We start from the raw sequence: 22,004 nt of genomic DNA on the forward strand, positions 1-22,004 counted from the left end.
TTTCACATAAAACAACAAGTGAAATCTATATGATGGCAATATTGAAGGAATTAGAAGAGTGTCCCTACATTATCAAGTGTTTAGGATTTGATTTGGATGATGAGCAGTGTTTGTATAGGTGTCCAATGCCTATTGCAGATTACAATCTATATTAATACATACAAACTTTTAATTACAAAATTACTCTTGAAGTGAGATTAAAAATTTTCCTTATACCTTGTTACATGGCGTCATTTAAAAGGGCAGTACGAAATTTTTAGTTTCCTTCCTTTTGCTTGTCGTTTGACGAATTAATAATTTATGAGGCAAAACGATCTGTTTTTGTTTCAAATCTTTTTTTTCAATCATGGCTAACAGCATTTTCATAGCTTGACTTCCTATTTGATCTTTCGGTTGATATACTGTTGTCAATTCAGGCTCAACTAGTGTAGCTAGTGAAATATCATCAAATCCTATGATAGAAATGTCATCCGGAATATTTAGACCTTTACTTTTGCAGGCCTTTATAGCCCCTACTGCCATTTCATCATTAGCAGCAAAAATAGCAGTTGGTCTCTCTTTGTTAGCTAGGAACTTCATCATAATGTCATACCCAGACTTGACGGAAAAGTCGCCTTCTTGTATATAAAAATCCATAACGGGAAGGTCTCGAAGCAGCAAAGCCTGACGGTAACCTTTAACCCGATCTCGGCTTAATATGACTTCCAGAGGACCTGTAATTAATCCAATTCGTTTGTGGCCCTGTTCAATTAGATATTCAGTTGCTTCACGAGCTGCTGAAACGTTGTCTATGGATACGGTAGGAATTTGATAGTCCTCAATGTACTCACAGGCTAATACAACAGGTAACCCCTGACTTAACTTATAAATCTCATTCTTAGGCATTCTTGCAGTAGCCAAAATGATTCCATCAACAAATCTCTGTTTGACTAACTTTACAAACTCTTCTTCTCGACCGTAATCGTTACACGTATCACATAAAAGTATATGATATCCTTTTTTAATTGCCTCGTCCCGAAACCCTTTGACTATTTCCGCAAAGAATGGATTTGCAATGTTTGGTAATATAACGGCGATCGTTTCTGATGAATTTTTGCGTAAATTTGTTGCAAGTCTATTAGGTTTGTAATCTAATTCATTAATTATTTCTAATACTTTTTTTCTAGTGTCATTAGAGACATTTTTATTATTAGATAAAACTCTTGATCAGTTGCTGTTGAAACATTGGCTAGCTTTGCAACATCGTTTATTTTCACCATGCCACCTTTTCCTTTTACAATTTTTATATATAAAAAAGCACTTTATCATAAATATAAAACCAAAACATAAATGCGTTAGGCGCCCTTTTCCCAAGGCATGTTACGATTTAAGCCCTTTCTCAACTTCCGGACTTTGAGAAGAAACGGCATGTTCCCTTTATCTAGTTTCTAGGGAACACGTCGTGTAAAGCTAAAGTCACCTGTACGATTTCTTAAACAACTTTGATATTTTAACCTGCGTAATCTAGTCAATATGTACCACCTATACTCCATTACTCCTGGCTACATCGAAAATACACTACTAATTTTAAAAGTTTTATTGTAATAAGCTACATAAGAAAATATAGTAAGTCCCACCCAATACCGCCGATAATCCAGTATTCACCAATTCTACTACCAATTGAGATATGAAATCCCTATTCATAATATGTTCTTTTCGTTTGTGCCTATTGCTCCAAAACCTATCCCTTTACAGAACCATTCGTAAGTCCTTGAACAATGTATTTTTGAAACCCAAATGCAATAAGAATTGGGGGAATTGCTGCAATAATGCCACCTGCAGCCATCATTCCATAATCCACACTGAATTGAGTTGAAAATTCACCGATGGCCAGTGCAATGGTTTTTGAGTTATTGTCATTTATAAACACCATGGCAAAAAGAAACTCATTCCATATCGTTAAGAAGCTTAAAATTCCTGTTGACACAAGTCCTGGAAGAGAAACAGGGAGGACCACCCTAAATAGTGCCCCGATCCGCGAACATCCATCGATCCGTGCCGATTCCTCCATCTCTTTTGAAATGCTGTTAAAAAATCCACTCATAATCCAAATTACGTAAGTCACAGTAATGGAACAATAGATCAATATTAAATTGATATAAGAATTGGTCATATTTAATTGTTTGACTAAAATATATAGCGGAATAACAATTGCAATTGGTGGAAGCATTTGTAATGCAATTGACAAAAGCAATAATTGATTTTTAAACCTGAAACGAAGTCTGGCATGTGCGTACGCTGCAAGTGTCCCGAAGAATAAGCATATTAAGGTAACAGAAGCTGAAATCACCAGACTATTCACAATGGATTGTCGAAACATTTGTGCAGGGGCATCGAGGGACACTCCTCGAAATGAGATAGATTTTCCAAAAAGAATAGATTTATAACGGTCTATGGTTGGATGAGTTGGGAGCCAATGCATCGCATTCGATACCAATTCATCATTATTTGTAATACTAGAAATAAACAACCATGCCAACGGCAAAATAGTTTGTAAAACGATCGCTATGACGATTACATAAAACCCGGTTTTTATTAATATTTTTTTCATACTGTACCCCCTAGAGTGAGGAATCATCCGTGCGCAATATTCTAATATATACGAGGGATATCACCAATATCAATGCTGCTACAAGAAATGAGATCGCAGAACCCATACCGAAGTCTAAATTACTAAAAGTTTTAAAGTAGGTTAAAAACGAGACTACCATTGTTCCGTCTGCAGGTCCTCCTTTGGTCATGATATAAATAATATCGAATACTCCAAAACACTGCATCGTGCGCAGCACTAGAATGACCAACAAAATAGGCTTTAGCATAGGAAGTGTTATATGCAAAAATCCTTTCCACCTATTCGCACCATCGATTCGGGCTGCTTCATACAACTCATTTGGAATCGTTTGCATACCAGCCAAAAACAACATGACGTAGAAAGGTATGATCTTCCAAGTATCAGCAAGGATTACCATGTTTAATGCTAAAAATGGCGTGCTTAACCAATGAATATTTTCTTTAATGATCCCCAATTGCATCAGTAAATGATTTAGCGCACCAAAATCGGAATTATATATCCACTGCCACATAACACCATTCACAATATTTGGTATAGCCCAAGGTAAAAGGATTAAAGCACGAACAAATTTTCTCCCAATAAATTCTTTGTTCAAAACGATCGCAATTGCCAGACCCAATATCGTTTGAACGGACAACGATATCACAACGAAGTATATTGTTCTTCCGAGAGAATTCCAAAATTCCGAAGTGGATAAAATAGTAATATAGTTTTTAAAACCCACAAACGTTGAAATTGGATTGAGTAGTGTTTTCGCATGCAAACTTAGCCAAAATGAATATAGAACTGGATAGATTGTCAAGCCAAATATCAATATCAAGCTTGGTATTACTAAAAGCCATGCCAAACCACTTTCACTGTGTTTAAAAAACTTCCTTCGCGATCTTTTTTTCGCTACGGAATCTAATGTTTGTTCCACTCCTAATGTCGATTCCCCATCCATTTTTGTTCACCTTCCAAACATTATTTCTTGCTATTCAAAGGGGGAAGCCCCCCTTCGTTACTTAATATTTTTGGAATCGATTTCTTTTTTTGCATCATCTAAAGCTTGTTTTGGTGTTTTATCACCAATTAAAGCGGATGTCAGTGCAACTTGTAAAATATGGGACCAATCTGAGTATGCAGCTATATTTGGTCGGCTCATGGCATAATCAAATTGCTTTGTCATTAACCCTAATTGAGGATACTTTGCCTCTAAGGAAGGATTATTTACCATGTCCTTCCAAACAGGTAAACTACCAATATAGTCATTTACAACAATATCACTTCTCTTTTGGTTCATAAAATCAATGAACTTCCAAGCCCATTCTTTATTTTTGGAGGTTTTGGCGATGCCGACTGCTCCTCCACCTGTTACAGTTGAACTTTGTGACAAGCCAGGTTCACCTGGAACCAACGCAAGTTTAATGTCTGGATTGTTTTTTAAAGCGTTAACACCAAAGGACCAGTTAACCATAAATGGAATTCCACCAGATGCGAAAGTATTTAGTACAGTCCCATCGTTTAGAGTGGTAGATGAAGGATCGGTTAAATTCTTATCTTTAATCATGCTCACCATAAACTCCAGAGCCTTAAGGCCGCCACCTTGATTGAAAACCCAATTGCCCTTGGAGTCTTGAAATTTCCCGTGGAAAGCGTTGAGGAAATTGGTGTAATCACATATTAACCCTTCTGCTTGAGACCAGCCCCAAACAATCCCATATTTAGCGATTCCTTTGTCTTTCATCGTTTTGGCCATGCTAATTAACTCATCCCATGTCTTAGGTGGAGCGTCATATCCGGCTTGTTTTAACATTTTTTCATTGTAATACAAAAATTTCCCTTCATTACTAACTGGAAATGCATATAATTGGCCATCCAGCACACGCTGATTATAAGAAATTGGAACAAGTTGATTCTTAGTATCAGCAGTTGCATATTTTGTCAGTGGCTCCAGAAAGCCCGATTTTGCAAATTCGCTGGTCCAAACAGTATCGACTTCGACTAAATCAACATCTGAACTGCCGCTGGCAAGACTGGTTACGATTTTGTCATGCATATTATTATAATCCGTAGTAATGTAATCAACTTTTACACCATATTTCTTTTCAAATTCCGCACCCACTTTTTGGAGATAGGATGCAAACGTCGTATCGATAATCGCCGTAATTTTTTGTGGTTTGGCATTATTAGAAGTTGTTCCGTTGTCGGCAGATGAATTAACGGAACTATTGGAAGAACAAGCAGTAACTAGTATCATCGATAATATTAAAGATATTGGCAGATAAAATTTGTTTTTTATCCAATTCATATGAACTCACTCTCCTAGTAAAATACTGCATTGGAAATCTTTAAATGATAGAGATACGGTTTCCTGCTTGATGTGATTGGGCTGCGTATTGATTAATTTGAGTCAGTGCAACGACATCTGTTTTCATTATGGATGGAGTGATCCCCTCTTGAATTTGTGCAACCCATTGTTCCATAGGGCTTGGCAATTTATGAGGAAGTATCTTTGGTACGATCCAACCGTCTTCCTTAAACTGACTGCTCTTAACTCTAATCTGCCCATCCTCTATCAATAACGAACCCTTTGTTCCGTGTATTTCCAGGAAAAATGGACTGTACCCTGTGACAAAGCTGGTCTCAAGAATGCCCATCGCTCCAGAAAGATATTCTACAATGGCAACCGCATTCGTATCCACTTCATATCCAAGGAATGGCTGCAATCTAGCAGAAACAGCTTCAGCTGGACCAGCAAGTCGATTTGTTAAATAGATTGGATGTGCACCTAAATCGATAAATGCTCCGCCTCCGCAAGGTTCCGGTTCAAAGAAGGTTTCTGGCAACCACCCGTGTGGATGACCGGCAAATGGAATCGCACCATCATGTGCCACACGACAACGAATCAGACTGAGTTCACCAAGAATACCGCGATCGACCATATCTTGGGCATAAAGATAATAAGGTTCAACCAGTCTCGGCAGTGAAACCATCAGATTTACATTGGCGGCTTCTACGTATTTATAAATCTCATTACAATCTTCTACCGTAAAGGCCAGTACTTTTTCGGTAAAGATGTGCTTTCCGTGTTTTGCTGCTTCAATGATAACCTCCTTATGAAGATTAGTAGGAGTGGTAACAATCACCGCATCAATTTCAGGATTGGATAACACCTTTTGAAGATCTGCTTCAAAAGGAACTCCGAGCTCCGCAGACCATGCATTTCCCCTTTCAGGAACTTCATCCCATACAGTCTTAATCGAAAGATTGGGATTTTCACTCGCCTCTTGTGCATAATCCTTTCCATGCACATGCCAATTACTAAGTAAAGCAACAGAAATCATATATGTTCTCCCTTCACATGTTACATCCTAAAGTGCCAAATTACTGAATGTTCTCCAATCTGAACAGTTCTTTTGCCTTTGACGAAAGCTGTTCATATGTATCTTTAGGAATATTTATGAGAGGACTTTGGTGATCACGCACATACCATGGACGATTATAAATTAAAGCGATATTAGGGCGTGGTGTGTCGGCATTATTCGGTGTGCCGCGGTGCCACATCCTAAGATCCCGGATTAACAAAGAGCCAGCAGGTATGAGAACTCTATTAGATGGCAGGTACTCTGCAAGTTCTTGAATGCGTTTGGGATGGTTTAGTTTTTCTGGAATCCGATGCGATCCCCCTGGCCAAATTTCCATCGGCCCATTTTCTTCTGTTACATCTACAAGAGGTATATTTAAAACAAGAGCAGCTGGTGGTAATGTCAAGTCCGATTCAGGAAAAAGAGGCTGATCATCAGAATGAACATTTTGGTAATCTGATCCTGGCAGTGGCGTATCTGATGCAAAATAGCGAATGGTATATTCTTTTCCTAATAATTGATCCATGATTGGTAAGACGAATGGGCTTGTAATAATTTGAGGATCAATAAATGGCTCAATAAATGGCAGATGCATCATGTATCGATTTTTTCCCCTTGGTGTTTCTTCATTTACAGGTCTTGCTTCAGCTTTAAGACGATTCAAGTTTGATTCAAGTATCGAAAAAAATGTCGTTTGCAGTTCTGAAATTAAGTTTTTTGGCAATGCACCTTCGAATACAACATATCCATTGACCTGAATCTGGTCTACAGCTTCCTGTAAAGTTTCCGGCGTTAATGATTGGCTCTCCAATTCTTGTTTGCTAAGTTGCATTTGTTTCCTCTCCTTATACATCAAATTATTTTTTTGAAATCGCTTACACACTTATCATTCTTAATGTACCGATATTCTTTTAACTTCAGTTCCTGAAAATACGTTTTCAACCATGGTGTTATAAACTGTCTTTTTAGTAATTTAAAACATCTGCTTTAGTCAGATAATCTCCTGAAATTTAGAGATTTCTTGATTAACCTATCTTTTTGAATTTGGTTCTGTTTAATCTTGTGCTTCAAAATCACTATATGTTTCATTAGCTTTTTCCCTGCAATCTAGGCACTCCGCCCGGTTTTTTTCCCAAGAAACTAGTTCTTTTCCACAAGCTATACAGCAATCCAAAATAATAACATCTCCTTTCATAACTTAATATTCGAAGTGTAATCGTTTTCAAAATTGTTGTCTAACTCGCTTCAGACAAGATTTCGGCCATTTTAGACCCTGATTTTTTCCACTAAAACAAACATTTAGTCTAATTAGACATAATTTTCATACTTTTGAAAAAACAAAAATGAGACCCAGTAAAATCGGGCCTCACAAAGCTTTATTTTTTTGTAATTCTACTAATTTATTTTTCGATACTTTTGCTGTTTTTTTAAGGAATTCTCGCCAGGATATTGCTCCAAGTGAAGAAATATAAAATTTCCCCATTTTTTCACTCCTATATGAAAATTACTGTTGAATCTTTGTTTACTATTGTCACTTTATAGTGATTTGATTAGATTGGATACGATTTGTTTTAACCAATTTTTCAGCCCATTCTACTACATCACGAGAATCTGTTATTAAAACTTCTTGATTGTTTCTCCCTATAAATTCAATTCTTACATTCCCATTTGGTAGAATGGATTTATTTGTCCCACCTAAGAACTTTTCATTTTCAAAATAACTTGGTAATTCCCACCTGCTCCGTTTCTCATTTTTTCTTGTCAGCACTAGAGAGTCATTAAAGTGAAATGTACCAGCATTTTTTCCCAAATAAAGTCGATTACTATTTAAATATTTATCTTTTTTTACGACATGAGGATGATACTCCAGATATTGAGGAATCATTACATCTGGATCATTTAAATCGACAATTTTGTCAACTTCAAGAAAACCAAAAATGATATGAAGATTAGGAGCATTTTGTATATACTTAAATTTACCATCTTTTTTATCAATCTTTTTAAACCAACCGTAGAATAAAAATATATCCCCCGGTCCTACGTTATTATTTCTTAAAACTTTTTCTGGAATATCAGCTTGCCCGAATGCCGGATTCCATTCTTTATGACGATTTTGAATTGAGTCGAATTTTAAATCTGGATCTAGGTGGCAATCAGAGTCATAATGTTTAATTCCTACCTCTTGCATCACTTTATCAAGCTTAGTATTTTGATCAAAGAATATGTCCTTATAACGAATACCTGACCCTTCCCCAGGAATAGGTAACGAAATAAGCCGGTCTTCATAAACGAAACTAGGCTTTCCGCCTGCAGAAGAGTCAAATCCCTTTCTACTTAGGATAACTTTTTTGGTCATATTCATTTTCCTCCTTTATAAGCTTAGTCACAGATTTTACTTAAGAAAAAACTTCTGCAAAAAATACCAAATTCCTTTTTAGTTTGGAAAAAGAAAAGAAAAGCAAACTTTCATAATAAAATTGAAATAACCATGGGAATACCCCATGGCATCAATCCAACTCTCCATTCATCTCAAACCGCATACTCCAAAGTGAAAACTCCTTTGAAAAAGTGGATACACATACCTCCACATCATTTTGATACTGTTTCAAGGCTGATAGCTGACTCCGTATCGTTGAGCCTTGAAAAACAGAAAGCATGATTTTATGGGAGCCTTCTATTTGCCGCGCTATTTTGTACAATTCCTGCAACTCTTCTGGATTGATATCATCATATAATTCTATAAAGTTCTCCTTCGGATTCCTGAAAAATTGATTGGCCAATGAGAGGAGATTTTTATCTTTTAATACGTACATTCCAATCATCACCAATGCATCTTCAAGCATATTTTCTAGAGTTGGAATCCAGATAATATTAGGCTGCTTATTATGATTCTCATTGAAGACATCGGTTGGAGTTAAGACCCATGCCGGTCGGTCATTTTCTGAAAGATAAAGAGAATGGGTAATATTGATGATGCCACCGTCATAAGAATGCTTTTGTCCAATGAGAATTTGTGCAGTAAAAGTCGCCATTTCTACATTCCTCCATTATTTGATAGTTTTAAAGAGTTTACATGCTTTTGAATGTTTGCGATATAGTCCTCACTTAAGAAACCACTTGCACCGCATAGAATTTCCTCTTCATACCATCCAGGTGGAGCAATTTCTAGCTTTTTGTTTGTGACCACAAAGGTTAATGCCGACACGTTCTTTCCGTTTATTTGGATGGTGACAAAGGTAGGACGATAGGCTTTGGGTGCACCTTCACGGGCGTAAAGGTATTCTCTTAAATCCTTCGTGGGAATTTCATAGACTTTTCCTTCTACTCTTCCACCTGCCTCCACGATGTCAGCACGCCCCATACCGTAATAGGAGGATTTACGGGTGAAGCGAAGAGAATAGTTGTTTAGTATTCCTACACCTGCCAGGTTCTGAAAATAATGCTCCACACCATCCTCTTTAAAGCGTTTGTCATCCATGCAGCTGCCGTAAGCAAAATACAATAAGTTTTGTGTCTTGCCAGGAAGCCCTCTCAGTTTCCAGTCACCTGAAGTAATCTGCTTTTTTAACATGGTTTCATTCTGTTTGGCAATTAGATAGATAAAAGCTTCTGCTGAACCAGTATCATGGAAAATGATTTGTTTTTTACGATTATACAAATTGTTGTTTCCATCAGGTTTGTATCCTTCTAATTCGTCCAATCTATCAAGCTGGTAATCATTGACTATATATATTTCACCGTACACCTTACCAGTGCTTGATTCTTTTACGGCTGGATATCCTAAACCGGTATCATAAAGATGACCATTGGTCCATGCCTGCTCTGCCACAAGCCTAGCATCCTCCAGCAAATAATGATTACCTTCATTCTTTCTTAACGTTCCATAAACAAAAACGTAATGATTCATGCGTATCACTCCATTCGATTTGATTAACTTCATCATAAACATTCGCACTGACAATCACTGACATTTTCCTTAAAAAACAAAAAAGGCTAAAAAGCACTCAGCTTTTAGCCTAATTCAAATAGATAGTCAGCATATTGACGGTTATAAAGTAGACAAAATGAAGTTGAATTCGGGAGACTTGTTCCTTGAAAACCATACCCAATGGGAGCCAGCTTTTCCCGGCGGAACCGGCTTGTAAATTGCTGCAATTTATCTTTTTGTTTTTTCTGATGGTCGTAAATCTCTCGGTATACGGCAAAATATAGGTCGGCAATGCTGCAATTCAGACCCATTCTAGCCATCAAAAATAAGGCATCCACTTCCCTTTTGGAAAACTCGATTTCTTTTCCAAAAATAAAGAATTTTTGCTGCACCAGATCTAAATATAGATCATAATCATTGGGACGGTTTCCAAGCCGAAAACTGGCTTCAGTCACTTTTCTTGAAAATGTTTGCTCCATTCGATCGAAAGAGGTAAAAATAAGGAGTGGCTCTTCTAACGTTTCTTCCGCTTCGAAATCTTCTTCAAAATTATAAATGCCAGACAGTTCAATTTCCTCCAGCATATGTAACGCTGTAGAATCAATTGAATTCCTTAATTCTTTCAAGTATCTTTCTGCTTCGTTAAGACGAAGGACTGAGTCGTAGTGCCGAAGAATATATCCTAGGCATCGATCTTTTATGTACGTTTCTGCATTTTCTGCTTCAATGATTTCTCGAAACAATTTTAATGCATGATTCTTTTTCTTCATTAATAAAAGGGTTACGGCTTTTCGGTACTGAAGCAAAGGATTGAGTACGACTACTTTTTCAAGCTCTTCAAGCCGCTCTAAAGCCAAATGCTTTAAATGGTAGGCTGTTTTCTCATCCAGTACTAGTTTGTCGGCTATTTTGTATATTCGATCTAACATTTCAGGGTTGGGATTATGAGTATATTCCATCATCAATTGCTCGTACTCTTTCTCAAGCTTGTTTTTTTCCAAGTTCCTCTTCCTTTCATGTCAAAACCAATTTCTAACCAATATTCTTGAACCAGAATGAAAAATCCTTTATTAAAAAAAAGGTTCTGTTAAATTATAATGTTGATTTTATTTAAATTTACATTGTTACAATCCTGAAACGTTTTGTAATAATATTTCGTTATTTTTCCCCCTTCACTTAATAATGGAAAAAGTATTTGAATGGATAATATTAACACAGTCTATCAAATTTGCTTTATATCAATTGAATGGAGAACCCTTTTATCCATGCCAAATCTTGGTTCGCAAAAATAAATATTACATTTGATATCCTAATAGTAGAACAACCGAGTGAAATACTAGGAGGTACTAAAACATGAAAAAATTAAACAAACTAAATAAACTTAAAAAATTTGTTATCGCGGCAGGAGTTATCTTATCCATGTCAGCCTTCACTTTAAATAGTAAATCTGAAGCGGCTACTTTTACTCACACGGTTTCACCTGGCCAAAACTATTATAAGATTGCATCAGGATTCGGAGTTCCCTTAAATAGCTTAGAAGCAGCTAATCATTGGAAAACTATATATCCAGGAGAAAATATTGTCATCCCGAACTCTCCAATTACAGGATCAGATAAAGCACTAGTGGCACGACTTGTTCATGCAGAGGCAGTGGGAGAACCATACGCTGGGAAAGTCGCAGTGGCATCCGTAGTGTTGAACCGTTTGCTAAGCCCTAAATTCCCTAAAACAGTGCCTGGAGTCATCTATCAAATTTCTGGTGGGCATTATGCATTCACACCTGTAGAAAACGGACAAATTAATCAACCAGCGGATTCAGATTCGATAAGAGCCGTTAATGAAGCAGTAGCTTTAATGGGTAGAGGAAATGGTTCATTATTTTTCTATAATCCTTCAACTTCAACAAGTTTTTGGAATTCATCACGTCATGTTACAACGATTATTGGACATCATGTATTTTCTAAATAATATCTAAAAAGTGGGCACTAATCTTAGCAGATTGGTGCCTTTTTAATCTGATTAAAAGACATACTATTTCGTAATTTTTAATGAATTTTTTTAAACAGAATCTTCAGTGGAAATTCAAATGTTTAAATAAAGCTCATTTCTCCCCAATTACCCAAATCTTTTACTAAGGATTGAAGCAGCTGCAAGCCTTTTTCAAAATCATTCAGATTAGCAACTTCCACTGGTGAGTGGGAATACCGGCGGGCAAATGTGATGGCACCAGAGCGAATTCCTTCCCGTTCAAGGTGAACGGCTGATATATCAGTTGTTGCACCTGTCATAACAGCGAGCTGATAAGGGATATCCAGTTTCTTAGCATGAGAGATCATTAATTTTTTCATTTGCGGTGACATGATATTTCCACGTACGGAACCGCCAGATAAAGCAGGAATAACGGGTCCTTTTCCGATGCCAACTGGGTATCCACTTCCAAGACTATCCGGTGTATCGGCACAAGGAATTGTATCCAAAACAAGTGCATAATCTGGATTAATTTTATAGGTGGCCACTTTTGCCCCGCGCAATCCTACCTCTTCTTGTACAGCAACAACACCCACTAAAGTCCCGCTAAATTCACGATTTGTCAGTGCTTTAAAAAGTTCTAGTAATAGTACACAACAACTACGGTTGTCGATTGCTTTACCGCAAATCAAATCTTTGTTCGTAAATTGCTCAATTTCACTTATATAAGTGATGGGGTCGCCAATCTGGATCCCCATATTCAAAACTTCGTCTTTAGAACTTGCTCCCACATCCACATATAATTCATAAATACCTGGTGCCTTTTTCCGTTCCTCTTCGGTTTGTAAATGCCCTGCCTTGACGCCGACAACACCGAAGTGTCCGTTCACACTTATTTTCCGTCCCACTAGAAGTGTTTCAAGCACTCCACCGGTACGCTCGATTCTTATGAAACCTCGATCATCAATATCACGGACCACACAACCAATTTCATCAGAATGGGTTGAAACCATAAGCGTTGGTCCAGGCTGATTCCCGTGTAAATAAGCATAAAGATTCCCCATATGATCAACTTCTACCTGATCAGCGAGAGATGTAAACAGCTCAAATAGGGATTTGACTACATTCATTTCTTGGCCAGGTGTTCCTTGTAAACTAGCTAGATGCTTCAATTCTTCCAAAAATGTTTCTTTAAACAAATGAGGAATCCTCCTAAGGATTTTTTAGAAAAGATAGAAAAATCAAAATATACTATTCTATTTTTACATAGGTTACGATTGTAGACAAGTAAGTAAGCCTTGTTTTGGTTAGAATCCTCGATTCGGACATGACATTTCTATTCTGTTAAGCTATTATAAATAAGGCAAAAAAAATAGCTTTTAAACTATCAAATAGAAGGTGTCATCGTTGTCAGCAAATCCTCAATACTTAGCGAAAGCGAAAGTTCAGGAACCGCTATTTCGTCGCGCGGTTTTTACCTTTAGCGGATCGCATTTTTTAAATGATCTGGTCACCACAGGGATGGTTCCGGCTTTAGTGGTATTATACAAACACGGGTTTCATCTTAATTATACCCAATCCACTTTAGTGGTTTTACTTTCTTATTTAACATCGTCTGTTTCACAGCCGCTATTTGGAATGTTTGCGGATCGGAAACCCCGGATTTGGCTTTATCCAGCTGGGGTGTTTTGCTCCATCATGGGGCTTGCTTTAACCGGGCTGGCACCATCGCTTGGATGGCTTCTCCTGTTTATTTCCATTTCTGGGCTGGGTTCTGGTGCCTTTCACCCGGAAGCCTCCAGAGGGACGCATCTTGCGTCAGGTTCTAAAAAAGGACTTGCCCAGGCCATTTTTCAAGTAGGCGGCAATTCTGGACAGGCCTTTGGTCCCTTATTGGTTTCCCTTTATATCACGCATTCAGGGATACGCGGACTTTTATGGCTCATTCCCGTTGCCTTTTTATCCCTTGTCCTAACGGGGCAAATCCTGCCATGGTTACGGCAAAAATTAGAGTCCGCTAACCTGAATAGAAAAAAGGTATTGAAAGGAACCAACAATATCCTCGGGGCCAGTCTGCTCTCTTGTGTGATCATCTTAAGGTCGTGGTGCCAAATTGGAGTGGTGATCTTTTTACCTTTTTATTTGCACAATCTGTCCGTTCAACAGTCGGAAATCCTTAGTTTTGTCTTTGTTGGGGCGGGTGCACTCGGAACCTTCTTTGGCGGGCTTTGGTCAGACAAAATCGGTATGAAACGTTTACTTGTCTTTTCTATGCTGATTGCGACTCCGTTTGCGCTGATTTTTCCTTATGTACATGGGGTATGGGCCGTTATTGACTTGCTCTTTTTTGGGTTTAGTGTCCTGTCCTCCTTCTCGGTCAGCGTCGTCTATATGCAGCACATGCTCCCTGAGAATATTGGGATGGCATCAGGATTGTCCATCGGGTTCGGTGTAGGGGCTGGTGGAATTGGCTCTGTCTTCATGGGAGGCATCTCGGACATTTTTGGTGTTGCGACCGTCTTTACTATTCTTTCACTCCTTCCGCTCGCAGGCTCCCTTTTTGCTGCCTATTTGCCGAGCGATCGGATGGAAAAACAGCAAGCATAAGACATGGCAGCTCCATTGGATTAATAGTAAAAAACAGCCTGGCTGCATCCAGGCTGTTTTTTTAGCTTATTGAAGACTACTAGGTTCGAACGTGATGGCCCATCCGATGGACCAGTTCCAAAAACAGCAGCTTTATCTCCTACTTTCAATTTGCTCTGACGTACAGCATGAAGAGCTACAGCTGATGGTTCAACAAGTGCCCCCTGCTCATAGGACACCGCTTCTGGAATGTTATGAAGCATGGCTTCTGGAATCACGGCGTACTCTGAGAAACAGCCGCCCCCATAAATTTCAAAAAACATCTCTTCCACATAGTCTGGAGAGATTTTTTTTTGAAATGAAACACTACAAAATATGCTAACTTGCTTTTTGGTATGAAACCGACTTGCTCTTTGCTTCGGCTCAATTACAGGCTACATACCGCCAAGCATTTGCCAATGCCTGAAGAATGATCAAACTGATGAAAGCACCCCAAGCACCCGTCTTTCCAAAATGAAATACTTGAGTGAACAAAATCGATTCACCAAATTATATTCTGTGAATATCGTAAAAACAAATTGCGTATTTATTAGGCTTCTTTTGAGGTGGCGATGATGATGAAATTCCATGTAGTCCAAAGAGGTGACACTCTTTGGAGTATCTCCCAGAAATACGGAACCACGATTAGCCAAATTGTAACAGTCAATGGTTTGGAAGATCCAAACCGATTGGTTTTAGGCGAAGCATTAATCATCCCAGCTCCCTATCAACAGTATGTAGTTCGTAGTGGAGACACCCTATGGTTAATCGCCAGCCGTTTTGGTGTAACCGTACAGGATATTATCCATGCAAACCCGCTAACCGACCCATCCAGACTTTATATCGGTCAAATTCTGACCATTCCTGTGATCTACCACATTGTTCAACCCGGAGAAACCTTATCCATCATTGCCAATCGCTATGGTGTAATCGTTGCAGCGATTGTCCAGGCCAACCAAATTCAAAATCCTGCGTTGATTCATGTTGGACAAAGACTGAGGATCCCCGAAACCGTCAAAACACCAATGGAAGTAAATGCCTACTTAACTGATATGGGTCAAAAAGGAGTCAATCTGATAGCTCCGCTCGTACCATATTTTACCTATATCAGCCCATTCAGTCATAGTGTTACAGAAACGGGAGGAATTGCTCCATTAGATGATGCCTCCATCCTTACAGTTGCTCGGGCAGGAAACGTTTCACCATTACTGGTCATTACGAATTACGTCGGTACTAAGTTTGATTCTGATCGAGCCGCTCTGATTTTAAGAAACCCAGATATTCAAAATACCCTTATTACCAATTTATTAACCATGTTAAAACAAAAAGGGTATTATGGCGTAAATATTGATTTTGAATATGTGTACCCTGAGGACAAGGAAAACTACAATAATTTTTTAAGAAAAGTGGTTGAACGTTTGCGCCCGGAAGGATTCCCTGTTTCAACGGCCCTTGCACCAAAAATCAGAGCCGACCAATCAGGGTTATTATACTCCGCACATGACTATGCTGCGCATGGGGAAATTGTGGATTTTGTGGTCATTATGACCTATGATTGGGGTTGGATTGGCGGGAAACCAATGGCCGTTGCTCCTATTCCTGATGTTAGAAAGGTACTTGATTACGCGGTTACAGTGATTCCTCGAAATAAAATTATGATGGGTGTGCCATTGTACGGATATGATTGGAAAATCCCTTGGGTTTATGGTACGTATGCAAAACTTCTTGGTCCTCGAGAAGCTGTGACCCAGGCAGGAAAATATGGCGTTGCGATTAGCTATGACCCTAGCTCTCAAGCCCCCTTCTACCATTACACAGATGAATCCGGTAAACAGCATGAAGTATGGTTTGAGGATGCCCGAAGTATCCAAGCAAAATATGACACGGCCAAGGAATACAATCTTCTTGGTGTAAGCTATTGGGTCCTTGGACCGGCATTTCAGCAAAACTGGACGGTACTCAACGCCAATTTCAATGTTATTAAAAAATCATAAGGGCCATGGGGGACGGTTCTTGTCGACTTATTAAAAAAGGAAGCCGCAGCCTGCTATGCATGTATTCTTGGTAAGCTCGGCATCACTACAGAATAAAAAATTCCAAACCCCCGGTAATCTGGGGTCATCAAAGAGAAAACGGATACGGAACACAAACAGATTGTTTTTATAAAAAATGGCATGTGAAGAGGTCTTCCTGCCCACATGCCATATTTAAGCATTACCCATTACCCTAAGATTTTGTTAAACCACGGGCTTGCTGTTTCTTTTAAGACTTCATTTAGTTTTTGAATATTGTTTTTGCCAGTGTCTTGCAACCAGGCGCGTCCTGCCTGTTCGCCATTTTCAGCAAAAGGAGCTACTCCATTTTTCCATGTTGCCCGGCCGCAGAGGACGCCATTGAAGGTAGAACCGGATTTCTTGGCGAACTTCAAGGTCTGTTGGAATAATTCTGCACTTACCCCGGCACTTAGGAAAATAAATGGTAAATCAGTCGCTTCACTTTGCTCCTTAAAATACGCTGCCGCTACATCCTGGCTATAGGCTATCTCACCTTGTGAAAATCCCTCCACAAAGTTCATATCCACTGGAACTTCAACCTTTAAAACATCCACTTTATACTTTGGTTTGGAGAATTCTCTCATTGCTTCGATAACCTTATGAGGCTTTACTTTTGCATACTCCAAGCTTTTCACATCATCATTTCCGGCATCGTAAGAAACAATTTCCAAGAAAAATGGAATGTCTTCTGCTGCACACTCTGACCCGACCCGTTCCATATAAACATACTTAAAGTCATTTATAATTTTATCTTCATCCACATCATAATACAGCAAAAATTTAACGGCATCTGCTCCGGCTTCCTTCAGACGGCTGACAGACCACTTTGGCAATAAATCTGGCAAACGGCCCACAGCTTTCGCATCATATCCGGTTTTTTCATAGGCCACCAATAATCCCGCATCCAAATGGCGGACTCTTGCTGCTGGCAGACCATATTCCGGATCTAATAGAATCGATGTTGCATAGGGTGTCAACTCTTCTGAAACCAATTCTTTAAAGCGGATAATTCCCTCATCACCAACAGAATTTGACTTTCCTGCCGCAATCATTTTTTTTAACGAACCACGTTGATCAATGGCCAGAGCTCCGATAATTCCATTCTCGTCAGATAAACGCTTAAGAGCCGCCAATTTATTTTGCGTTAATTCTACCATCTACTTTTCACCTCTATTAATCTACTTTCGTAACCTTTATTAATTCAAAAAAAGCATCAAATTTTGCGAGATCAATATAACCGGTTCCTGCTTCTACTGCATTGAGCATTCCTGTTGTCATCGCTGTTTTTAAAATGTCCGTAACGGGTTGCTCACGTTTCAGGGCAACTGCTAAACCGGCAACAGTGGCATCACCAGAGCCGACAGGGTTTACAACATCGATCCTAGGGATGGTAACCAGATAACAATCGTTACCATGCTTGACAAAAGCACCTTCTCCCCCCATCGAAACGACAATCCATTCAATCCCCTGAAACAAATCATTATTTAATAAATGCTTCAAACTGCTTAGGCTATCCCCCACTTTTATTCCTAGAAGCTGAGACAACTCATCAATATTAGGCTTAATCGCAAAAGGTTTTATTTTATGGAACAGAACCTGTCTCAATGATTCTCCAGAGGTATCTACAATCACGGGAATCCCCTTCTCCCGTCCCATTTCAACCATTTGACGGTAAAATCCAGGCTCAAGCCCTTTTGGTAAACTACCCGAAATCGTCACAACTGAAGCTTTTGAAAGTTGTTCCCGATATTTTTCTAAAAAGGCTCTCCCTTCCTCAAATGATAAGGTTGGCCCGGATTCTAAGATTTCCGTTTGTTTACCATCATGGAGAATCGCAATGCAGTTTCTTGATTCTTGATTTATTTTAAAAAAGTCATTGTTAATCTCACTTTGCTTTAATTCATAAACAATGTAATCTCCAATGGTTCCGCCAAGTACACCAGTCGCGAAAACTTCTTCGTCCATCAGTTTAATGACCCTGGCTACATTTAACCCTTTTCCGCCGGCTGTTTTACGGGGCATTTCGACACGATTCACATTATCCAGCCTAAAATTTGGAATCGGATAGGAAATATCGACGGATGGATTCATCGTAACGGTTAAAATCATCATTCTCTCCCTTTCTCAATGGCGTCATTCGCTTGAAATCGACAAACACCATTGAGATACGTGGCTGTTAAACCAAGATCTGGTGTCAATACGATAAAATCAGCATCATAACCGGTCGCAATCATACCGCATTCCGCATCCATTCCGATACTTTTTGCTGGTGCTGTACTTGCCATATAGATGGCTTCTTCCGGGGTGGCAATCCCCCAATCGACTGCATTTTTGACAGCCTCTTTTAATTGCAAAATACTGCCCGCTAAGCTTCCACTTTCAAGTCGAGCTGCCCCGTTTTTTACTTCGACGGGAAATTCTCCAAGTTGATAGTGCCCTTCCGGCATGCCGCCAGCCATCATGCAGTCGGTCACCATGACCGTTTCCTTCCTACCGCGGGCATTCATTAAAATGTTAGCGGCAGCAGGATCAACATGGTGCCCATCACAAATAATTTCCGCAAACACTCCTGGCAGATTCATTGCGGCGCCCACCATGCCTGGTTCACGGTGATGCAGTCCCCTCATCCCATTGAACGTATGCACAAAAATCGAAGCACCTTTCTCCACTGCATATTTTGCTTCAGCATATGTCGCATTACTATGGGCGAGTGCGACCGTTACCTGGCTGTTAACAGCATGCTCAACAAATTCAGCCGCTCCGTCTCTTTCAGGAGCAAGGGCAATCTTTTTTATAAAATGATTAGAATTCTTTTGCCACATTTCCAGTAGTTCGATAGATGGATCACGGAAATACTTTTTGCTCTGGGCCCCTTTATGTTTTTCGGTAAAAAATGGCCCCTCCAAAAAGATGCCTTTTATTTTTGCCCCCTGGACCTTTTTATAGTTTTCACCAATCAACTCCACCACTTCATTCAACAATTCAGGCGAAGAGGTCAGTGTAGTAGGCAAAAACGAGGTTACACCACACGAAAGCAGCCCTTCAGATATTGCCTTCAACCCCTCAAAGTCATTGTCCATAATATCGTGATTTTTAAAGCCGTGAATATGGGTGTCGACTAAACCGGGGGCAATCCATTTTCCCGCGTAATTGATAACATCGGCGGTATCAAATGGCAAACTTAGGTAAAAGGAGCCAAATTTTCCGTCCTTTATTTCTAAATAACCTGGGCCTGCCACTCCATCTTCAAGAAAAAACCTGTCTGCAAACACAAATTGTTGTTCCATACCTGCACCTCTGTTTAGGAAGGGAGTGGCCAGCACCATCCCTTTACTTATATTCGTGGATTGTTACACCTTTAACGACCCGATTGACCGTACCACTTGGCGATGGGGTATCTGGTGTATTGCCGACTTTAATGGAGGAAAGTAAAGCTATCGTTTGTCCGACCATTATATATGGCATGGAAAGATAGGCATCTGGAACAGTGCTGGCATCACTTTCGAATAAGAACGTGTTACCAGCATAATTCATATCCCCTTCCACTGCGATTGCGCATATGGAACTTGCGATTTGATCTTGCTTCAATTCAGTTAATATATCCCAATCATATTGGCGTGTGTATGGTTGATTCGAAACAAATACTAAAACAACTGCCTTCTCATTCACAAATGATTTAGGACCATGGCGGAATCCGAGTGATGAATCAAATGAAGTAGCAATTTTACCGGCAGTTAATTCTAAAATTTTCAATTGTGCCTCTCTTGCTAATCCCTCAAAGCCCCCCGACCCAAGATAAATTATTCGTTCAAAATCAGAAGAAATCACCTTTTCAATATCAACTTCTCTACTAATAACGCTTTCCCCCATACGGCGGATTGTTTCGACAATGTTCCATTTTTCATCCATTGATAGCGTATCAAAAATGAGCAGTGCCGTTAGGGTCATACAGGTATAGCTTCCTGTCATCGCAAACCCTTGATCATTAGACTTCTCAGGCATCAATAATAAGAGATTCCTTTCATCTCTTTTTGCCCGTTGTGCCAATTGCCCATCCCTAGAGCAGGTGATGGTGATTTGGTATAGATCAGTTACTACTTGCTCCGCGAGCTCGACTGCCGCAACACTTTCAGGGCTGTTGCCGCTTCTTGCAAAAGAGATTAGTAATGTCGGGATGTCTGCTTTTAAAAATTGATACGGATTTGATACAATCGTTGTTGTTGGAACACTCATCAAGTCCCACTGCTTCTCATCTATTTTTCCCTTTAAATACGGGGTCACCGTGTCACCGACATATGCGGAAGTTCCTGCTCCTGTAAAAATAACCCGAATGTGATTATACTTATCTGATAAACTTTTCAAAAATGCTTCTATGATATTTCGCTTCTCCACATATAATGATAATGTTTCAGCCCATAACTCTGGCTGTTGTTTGATTTCTGCCGTTGTTACGGCTGCCCCTAAATGCATTAATTTTTCGGGACTTAATGTGTACATATCTGACACCTCTCTAATTTGATTGAATCTCTTCCAACACCCTTAATCCAGCTCCAATAACGCCGTTATTCTGCTTAATTGTACTAATTGAAATGTGGTTTAAGAGATGCTGTTGTTCTGGGATTTGGCATAATTTGAGTTTTTCTTTAATGATTTTCAGCAAAAAAGGATTGTTGGTGATGACACTTCCGCCGAACACTAATTTATGCGGGTCTAGCAAGCAACAAATGGAATAAAGGCCCTGTACCCAGTTGTCCGTTACCTCATCGATGATCGCTTGAAACTGGCGTGCCCCGTCTTGATAGCGTTCAAACACGTCCTTAGTCGAAAGATTAGTCTCCTGCAACTCCTTTTGTGCCCTTTTTTCAATCGCCGGGCCGGCAGATAGTCTTTCAAGCCGATCTACCCTTTTGCTTGTTTTTGAAAATATTGGAAGAAGGCCGACCTCTCCAGCAAAGCCCGCCCCGCTAAAAAAGGATCCATTATGAATAACCGCGCAGGAGATTCCAGTACTAATCGTCATATATACGAACGTTTCATTGTTTTTCATTTCTGCTGCCTTCCATTCGGCAAATGCTGCCGTGTAAACATCGTTGTCTACCCTAATTTTTTCAAGACCAAATTGGTCACCAAGTCTTGAAGCAACAGGAAACTCCGCCCATGGTAAATTATTTTGGAAAATCGCAATTCCTTTTTCACGGTCAACCTTGCCTGGAGCACCGACACCTATACCTTCCATATCTTCAATTGAGTAAGAAGTGTCTTGAAAGAGTTGTTCTACCGCTTCAACCACCTTAGCAAACATCTTTTCCCTATCTGTAGGGTCGCTCTTTACTTCAGAGCGCTTCAGCAATTCCCCTGCTTCCGATATAATTCCTGCTGCAATCTTTGTCCCGCCGATATCAATGCCAATTGCCTTTTTCATATAGCACCCCTGCATTTGAAATTACATTTTTCAAACTTTCCTTCTGCCC

General features: G+C 39.4%; 19 protein-coding genes and 1 pseudogene. 3 read left to right on the top strand and 17 right to left on the bottom strand.

Going from position 1 to position 22,004, the window contains the following annotated elements:
• Positions 1-234 precede the first annotated feature (234 nt).
• From ACZ5XR_RS14295 to ACZ5XR_RS14340, 10 genes are all read right to left on the bottom strand, one after another.
• Entirely contained in the window at positions 235-1,146 is a 912-nt protein-coding gene (locus ACZ5XR_RS14295; protein WP_464502320.1) for a LacI family DNA-binding transcriptional regulator, read from the bottom strand.
• 574 nt (positions 1,147-1,720) lie between these two features.
• Positions 1,721-2,590: a carbohydrate ABC transporter permease gene (locus tag ACZ5XR_RS14300; protein WP_464496943.1), complete on the bottom strand. Its 870-nt coding sequence runs from the start codon at positions 2,588-2,590 to the stop codon at positions 1,721-1,723.
• Between the two features lie 10 nt (positions 2,591-2,600).
• The gene (locus ACZ5XR_RS14305; RefSeq protein WP_464496944.1) at positions 2,601-3,554 is read right to left on the bottom strand and encodes a carbohydrate ABC transporter permease; all 954 of its coding nucleotides are present in this window, start codon (positions 3,552-3,554) and stop codon (positions 2,601-2,603) included.
• Between the two features lie 57 nt (positions 3,555-3,611).
• Positions 3,612-4,901, bottom strand: coding sequence for an extracellular solute-binding protein (locus ACZ5XR_RS14310; RefSeq protein ID WP_464496946.1), 1,290 nt, complete (start codon positions 4,899-4,901; stop codon positions 3,612-3,614).
• Positions 4,902-4,941: 40 nt separating this feature from the next.
• On the bottom strand, positions 4,942-5,937 hold the full coding sequence (locus tag ACZ5XR_RS14315; protein WP_464496947.1) for a Gfo/Idh/MocA family protein: 996 nt from the start codon (positions 5,935-5,937) through the stop codon (positions 4,942-4,944).
• 40 nt (positions 5,938-5,977) lie between these two features.
• Positions 5,978-6,790: a phytanoyl-CoA dioxygenase family protein gene (locus ACZ5XR_RS14320; RefSeq protein WP_464496949.1), complete on the bottom strand. Its 813-nt coding sequence runs from the start codon at positions 6,788-6,790 to the stop codon at positions 5,978-5,980.
• Between the two features lie 699 nt (positions 6,791-7,489).
• Positions 7,490-8,314, bottom strand: coding sequence for an Nmad3 family putative nucleotide modification protein (locus ACZ5XR_RS14325; protein ID WP_464496950.1), 825 nt, complete (start codon positions 8,312-8,314; stop codon positions 7,490-7,492).
• Between the two features lie 151 nt (positions 8,315-8,465).
• Positions 8,466-8,990, bottom strand: a complete 525-nt coding sequence (locus tag ACZ5XR_RS14330; RefSeq protein ID WP_464496951.1) for a hypothetical protein — start codon at positions 8,988-8,990, stop codon at positions 8,466-8,468.
• Between the two features lie 2 nt (positions 8,991-8,992).
• Positions 8,993-9,865 carry a gamma-glutamylcyclotransferase gene (locus tag ACZ5XR_RS14335; protein WP_464496953.1) on the bottom strand — a complete coding sequence of 291 codons (873 nt, stop codon included), beginning with the start codon at positions 9,863-9,865 and terminating at the stop codon, positions 8,993-8,995.
• Positions 9,866-9,969: 104 nt separating this feature from the next.
• Complete coding sequence (locus ACZ5XR_RS14340; RefSeq protein ID WP_464496954.1) at positions 9,970-10,887, bottom strand: hypothetical protein; 918 nt, start codon at positions 10,885-10,887, stop codon at positions 9,970-9,972.
• Positions 10,888-11,305: 418 nt separating this feature from the next.
• On the opposite strand from ACZ5XR_RS14340, the gene ACZ5XR_RS14345 reads away from it, so the two are divergent.
• On the top strand, positions 11,306-11,854 hold the full coding sequence (locus tag ACZ5XR_RS14345; RefSeq protein ID WP_464502321.1) for a cell wall hydrolase: 549 nt from the start codon (positions 11,306-11,308) through the stop codon (positions 11,852-11,854).
• Between the two features lie 122 nt (positions 11,855-11,976).
• On the opposite strand, the gene ACZ5XR_RS14350 is transcribed toward ACZ5XR_RS14345, so the two are convergent.
• A complete protein-coding gene (locus ACZ5XR_RS14350) occupies positions 11,977-13,053 on the bottom strand; it encodes a M42 family metallopeptidase (RefSeq protein WP_464496955.1) in 1,077 nt (358 codons plus the stop codon).
• A gap of 208 nt (positions 13,054-13,261) precedes the next feature.
• On the opposite strand from ACZ5XR_RS14350, the gene ACZ5XR_RS14355 reads away from it, so the two are divergent.
• The gene (locus ACZ5XR_RS14355) at positions 13,262-14,461 is read left to right on the top strand and encodes an MFS transporter (protein ID WP_464496957.1); all 1,200 of its coding nucleotides are present in this window, start codon (positions 13,262-13,264) and stop codon (positions 14,459-14,461) included.
• Between the two features lie 107 nt (positions 14,462-14,568).
• Here the strand turns inward: ACZ5XR_RS14355 and ACZ5XR_RS14360 are convergent.
• Positions 14,569-14,745: pseudogene (locus ACZ5XR_RS14360) on the bottom strand (butanediol dehydrogenase); the annotation flags it as partial.
• 312 nt (positions 14,746-15,057) lie between these two features.
• Here ACZ5XR_RS14360 and ACZ5XR_RS14365 point away from each other — a divergent pair.
• Positions 15,058-16,473: a LysM peptidoglycan-binding domain-containing protein gene (locus ACZ5XR_RS14365; RefSeq protein ID WP_464502322.1), complete on the top strand. Its 1,416-nt coding sequence runs from the start codon at positions 15,058-15,060 to the stop codon at positions 16,471-16,473.
• Positions 16,474-16,700: 227 nt separating this feature from the next.
• On the opposite strand, the gene lacD is transcribed toward ACZ5XR_RS14365, so the two are convergent.
• Genes lacD through ACZ5XR_RS14390 form a run of 5 tightly spaced genes read right to left on the bottom strand, consistent with a single transcriptional unit; the run spans position 16,701 to position 21,955 of the window.
• Positions 16,701-17,690 carry a tagatose-bisphosphate aldolase gene (gene lacD / locus ACZ5XR_RS14370; RefSeq protein ID WP_464496958.1) on the bottom strand — a complete coding sequence of 330 codons (990 nt, stop codon included), beginning with the start codon at positions 17,688-17,690 and terminating at the stop codon, positions 16,701-16,703.
• Between the two features lie 16 nt (positions 17,691-17,706).
• Positions 17,707-18,642 (bottom strand): tagatose-6-phosphate kinase, encoded by a 936-nt coding sequence (lacC, locus tag ACZ5XR_RS14375; RefSeq protein WP_464502323.1) that lies wholly within the window; start codon positions 18,640-18,642, stop codon positions 17,707-17,709.
• Positions 18,642-19,820 (bottom strand): N-acetylglucosamine-6-phosphate deacetylase, encoded by a 1,179-nt coding sequence (gene nagA / locus ACZ5XR_RS14380; RefSeq protein WP_464496959.1) that lies wholly within the window; start codon positions 19,818-19,820, stop codon positions 18,642-18,644. The genes lacC and nagA overlap by 1 nt, the downstream gene beginning before the upstream one ends.
• A gap of 43 nt (positions 19,821-19,863) precedes the next feature.
• The gene (locus tag ACZ5XR_RS14385) at positions 19,864-21,030 is read right to left on the bottom strand and encodes an SIS domain-containing protein (RefSeq protein ID WP_464496961.1); all 1,167 of its coding nucleotides are present in this window, start codon (positions 21,028-21,030) and stop codon (positions 19,864-19,866) included.
• Between the two features lie 13 nt (positions 21,031-21,043).
• The gene (locus tag ACZ5XR_RS14390) at positions 21,044-21,955 is read right to left on the bottom strand and encodes an ROK family protein (protein ID WP_464496962.1); all 912 of its coding nucleotides are present in this window, start codon (positions 21,953-21,955) and stop codon (positions 21,044-21,046) included.
• Positions 21,956-22,004: the final 49 nt, after the last annotated feature.

This window comes from Neobacillus sp. Fa239, assembly GCF_055395235.1.

Excerpts from the sequence above, each read along its gene's own strand:
- ACZ5XR_RS14300 (WP_464496943.1), bottom strand. The coding sequence starts at position 2,590 with ATGAAAAAAATATTAATAAAAACCGGGTTTTATGTAATCGTCATAGCG.
- ACZ5XR_RS14305 (WP_464496944.1), bottom strand. The coding sequence starts at position 3,554 with ATGGATGGGGAATCGACATTAGGAGTGGAACAAACATTAGATTCCGTA.
- ACZ5XR_RS14310 (WP_464496946.1), bottom strand. The coding sequence starts at position 4,901 with ATGAATTGGATAAAAAACAAATTTTATCTGCCAATATCTTTAATATTA.
- ACZ5XR_RS14315 (WP_464496947.1), bottom strand. The coding sequence starts at position 5,937 with ATGATTTCTGTTGCTTTACTTAGTAATTGGCATGTGCATGGAAAGGAT.
- ACZ5XR_RS14320 (WP_464496949.1), bottom strand. The coding sequence starts at position 6,790 with ATGCAACTTAGCAAACAAGAATTGGAGAGCCAATCATTAACGCCGGAA.
- ACZ5XR_RS14325 (WP_464496950.1), bottom strand. The coding sequence starts at position 8,314 with ATGACCAAAAAAGTTATCCTAAGTAGAAAGGGATTTGACTCTTCTGCA.
- ACZ5XR_RS14330 (WP_464496951.1), bottom strand. The coding sequence starts at position 8,990 with ATGGCGACTTTTACTGCACAAATTCTCATTGGACAAAAGCATTCTTAT.
- ACZ5XR_RS14335 (WP_464496953.1), bottom strand. The coding sequence starts at position 9,865 with ATGAATCATTACGTTTTTGTTTATGGAACGTTAAGAAAGAATGAAGGT.
- ACZ5XR_RS14345 (WP_464502321.1), top strand. The coding sequence starts at position 11,306 with ATGTCAGCCTTCACTTTAAATAGTAAATCTGAAGCGGCTACTTTTACT.
- ACZ5XR_RS14365 (WP_464502322.1), top strand. The coding sequence starts at position 15,058 with ATGAAATTCCATGTAGTCCAAAGAGGTGACACTCTTTGGAGTATCTCC.
- lacD (WP_464496958.1), bottom strand. The coding sequence starts at position 17,690 with ATGGTAGAATTAACGCAAAATAAATTGGCGGCTCTTAAGCGTTTATCT.
- lacC (WP_464502323.1), bottom strand. The coding sequence starts at position 18,642 with ATGATTTTAACCGTTACGATGAATCCATCCGTCGATATTTCCTATCCG.
- nagA (WP_464496959.1), bottom strand. The coding sequence starts at position 19,820 with ATGGAACAACAATTTGTGTTTGCAGACAGGTTTTTTCTTGAAGATGGA.
- ACZ5XR_RS14385 (WP_464496961.1), bottom strand. The coding sequence starts at position 21,030 with ATGTACACATTAAGTCCCGAAAAATTAATGCATTTAGGGGCAGCCGTA.
- ACZ5XR_RS14390 (WP_464496962.1), bottom strand. The coding sequence starts at position 21,955 with ATGAAAAAGGCAATTGGCATTGATATCGGCGGGACAAAGATTGCAGCA.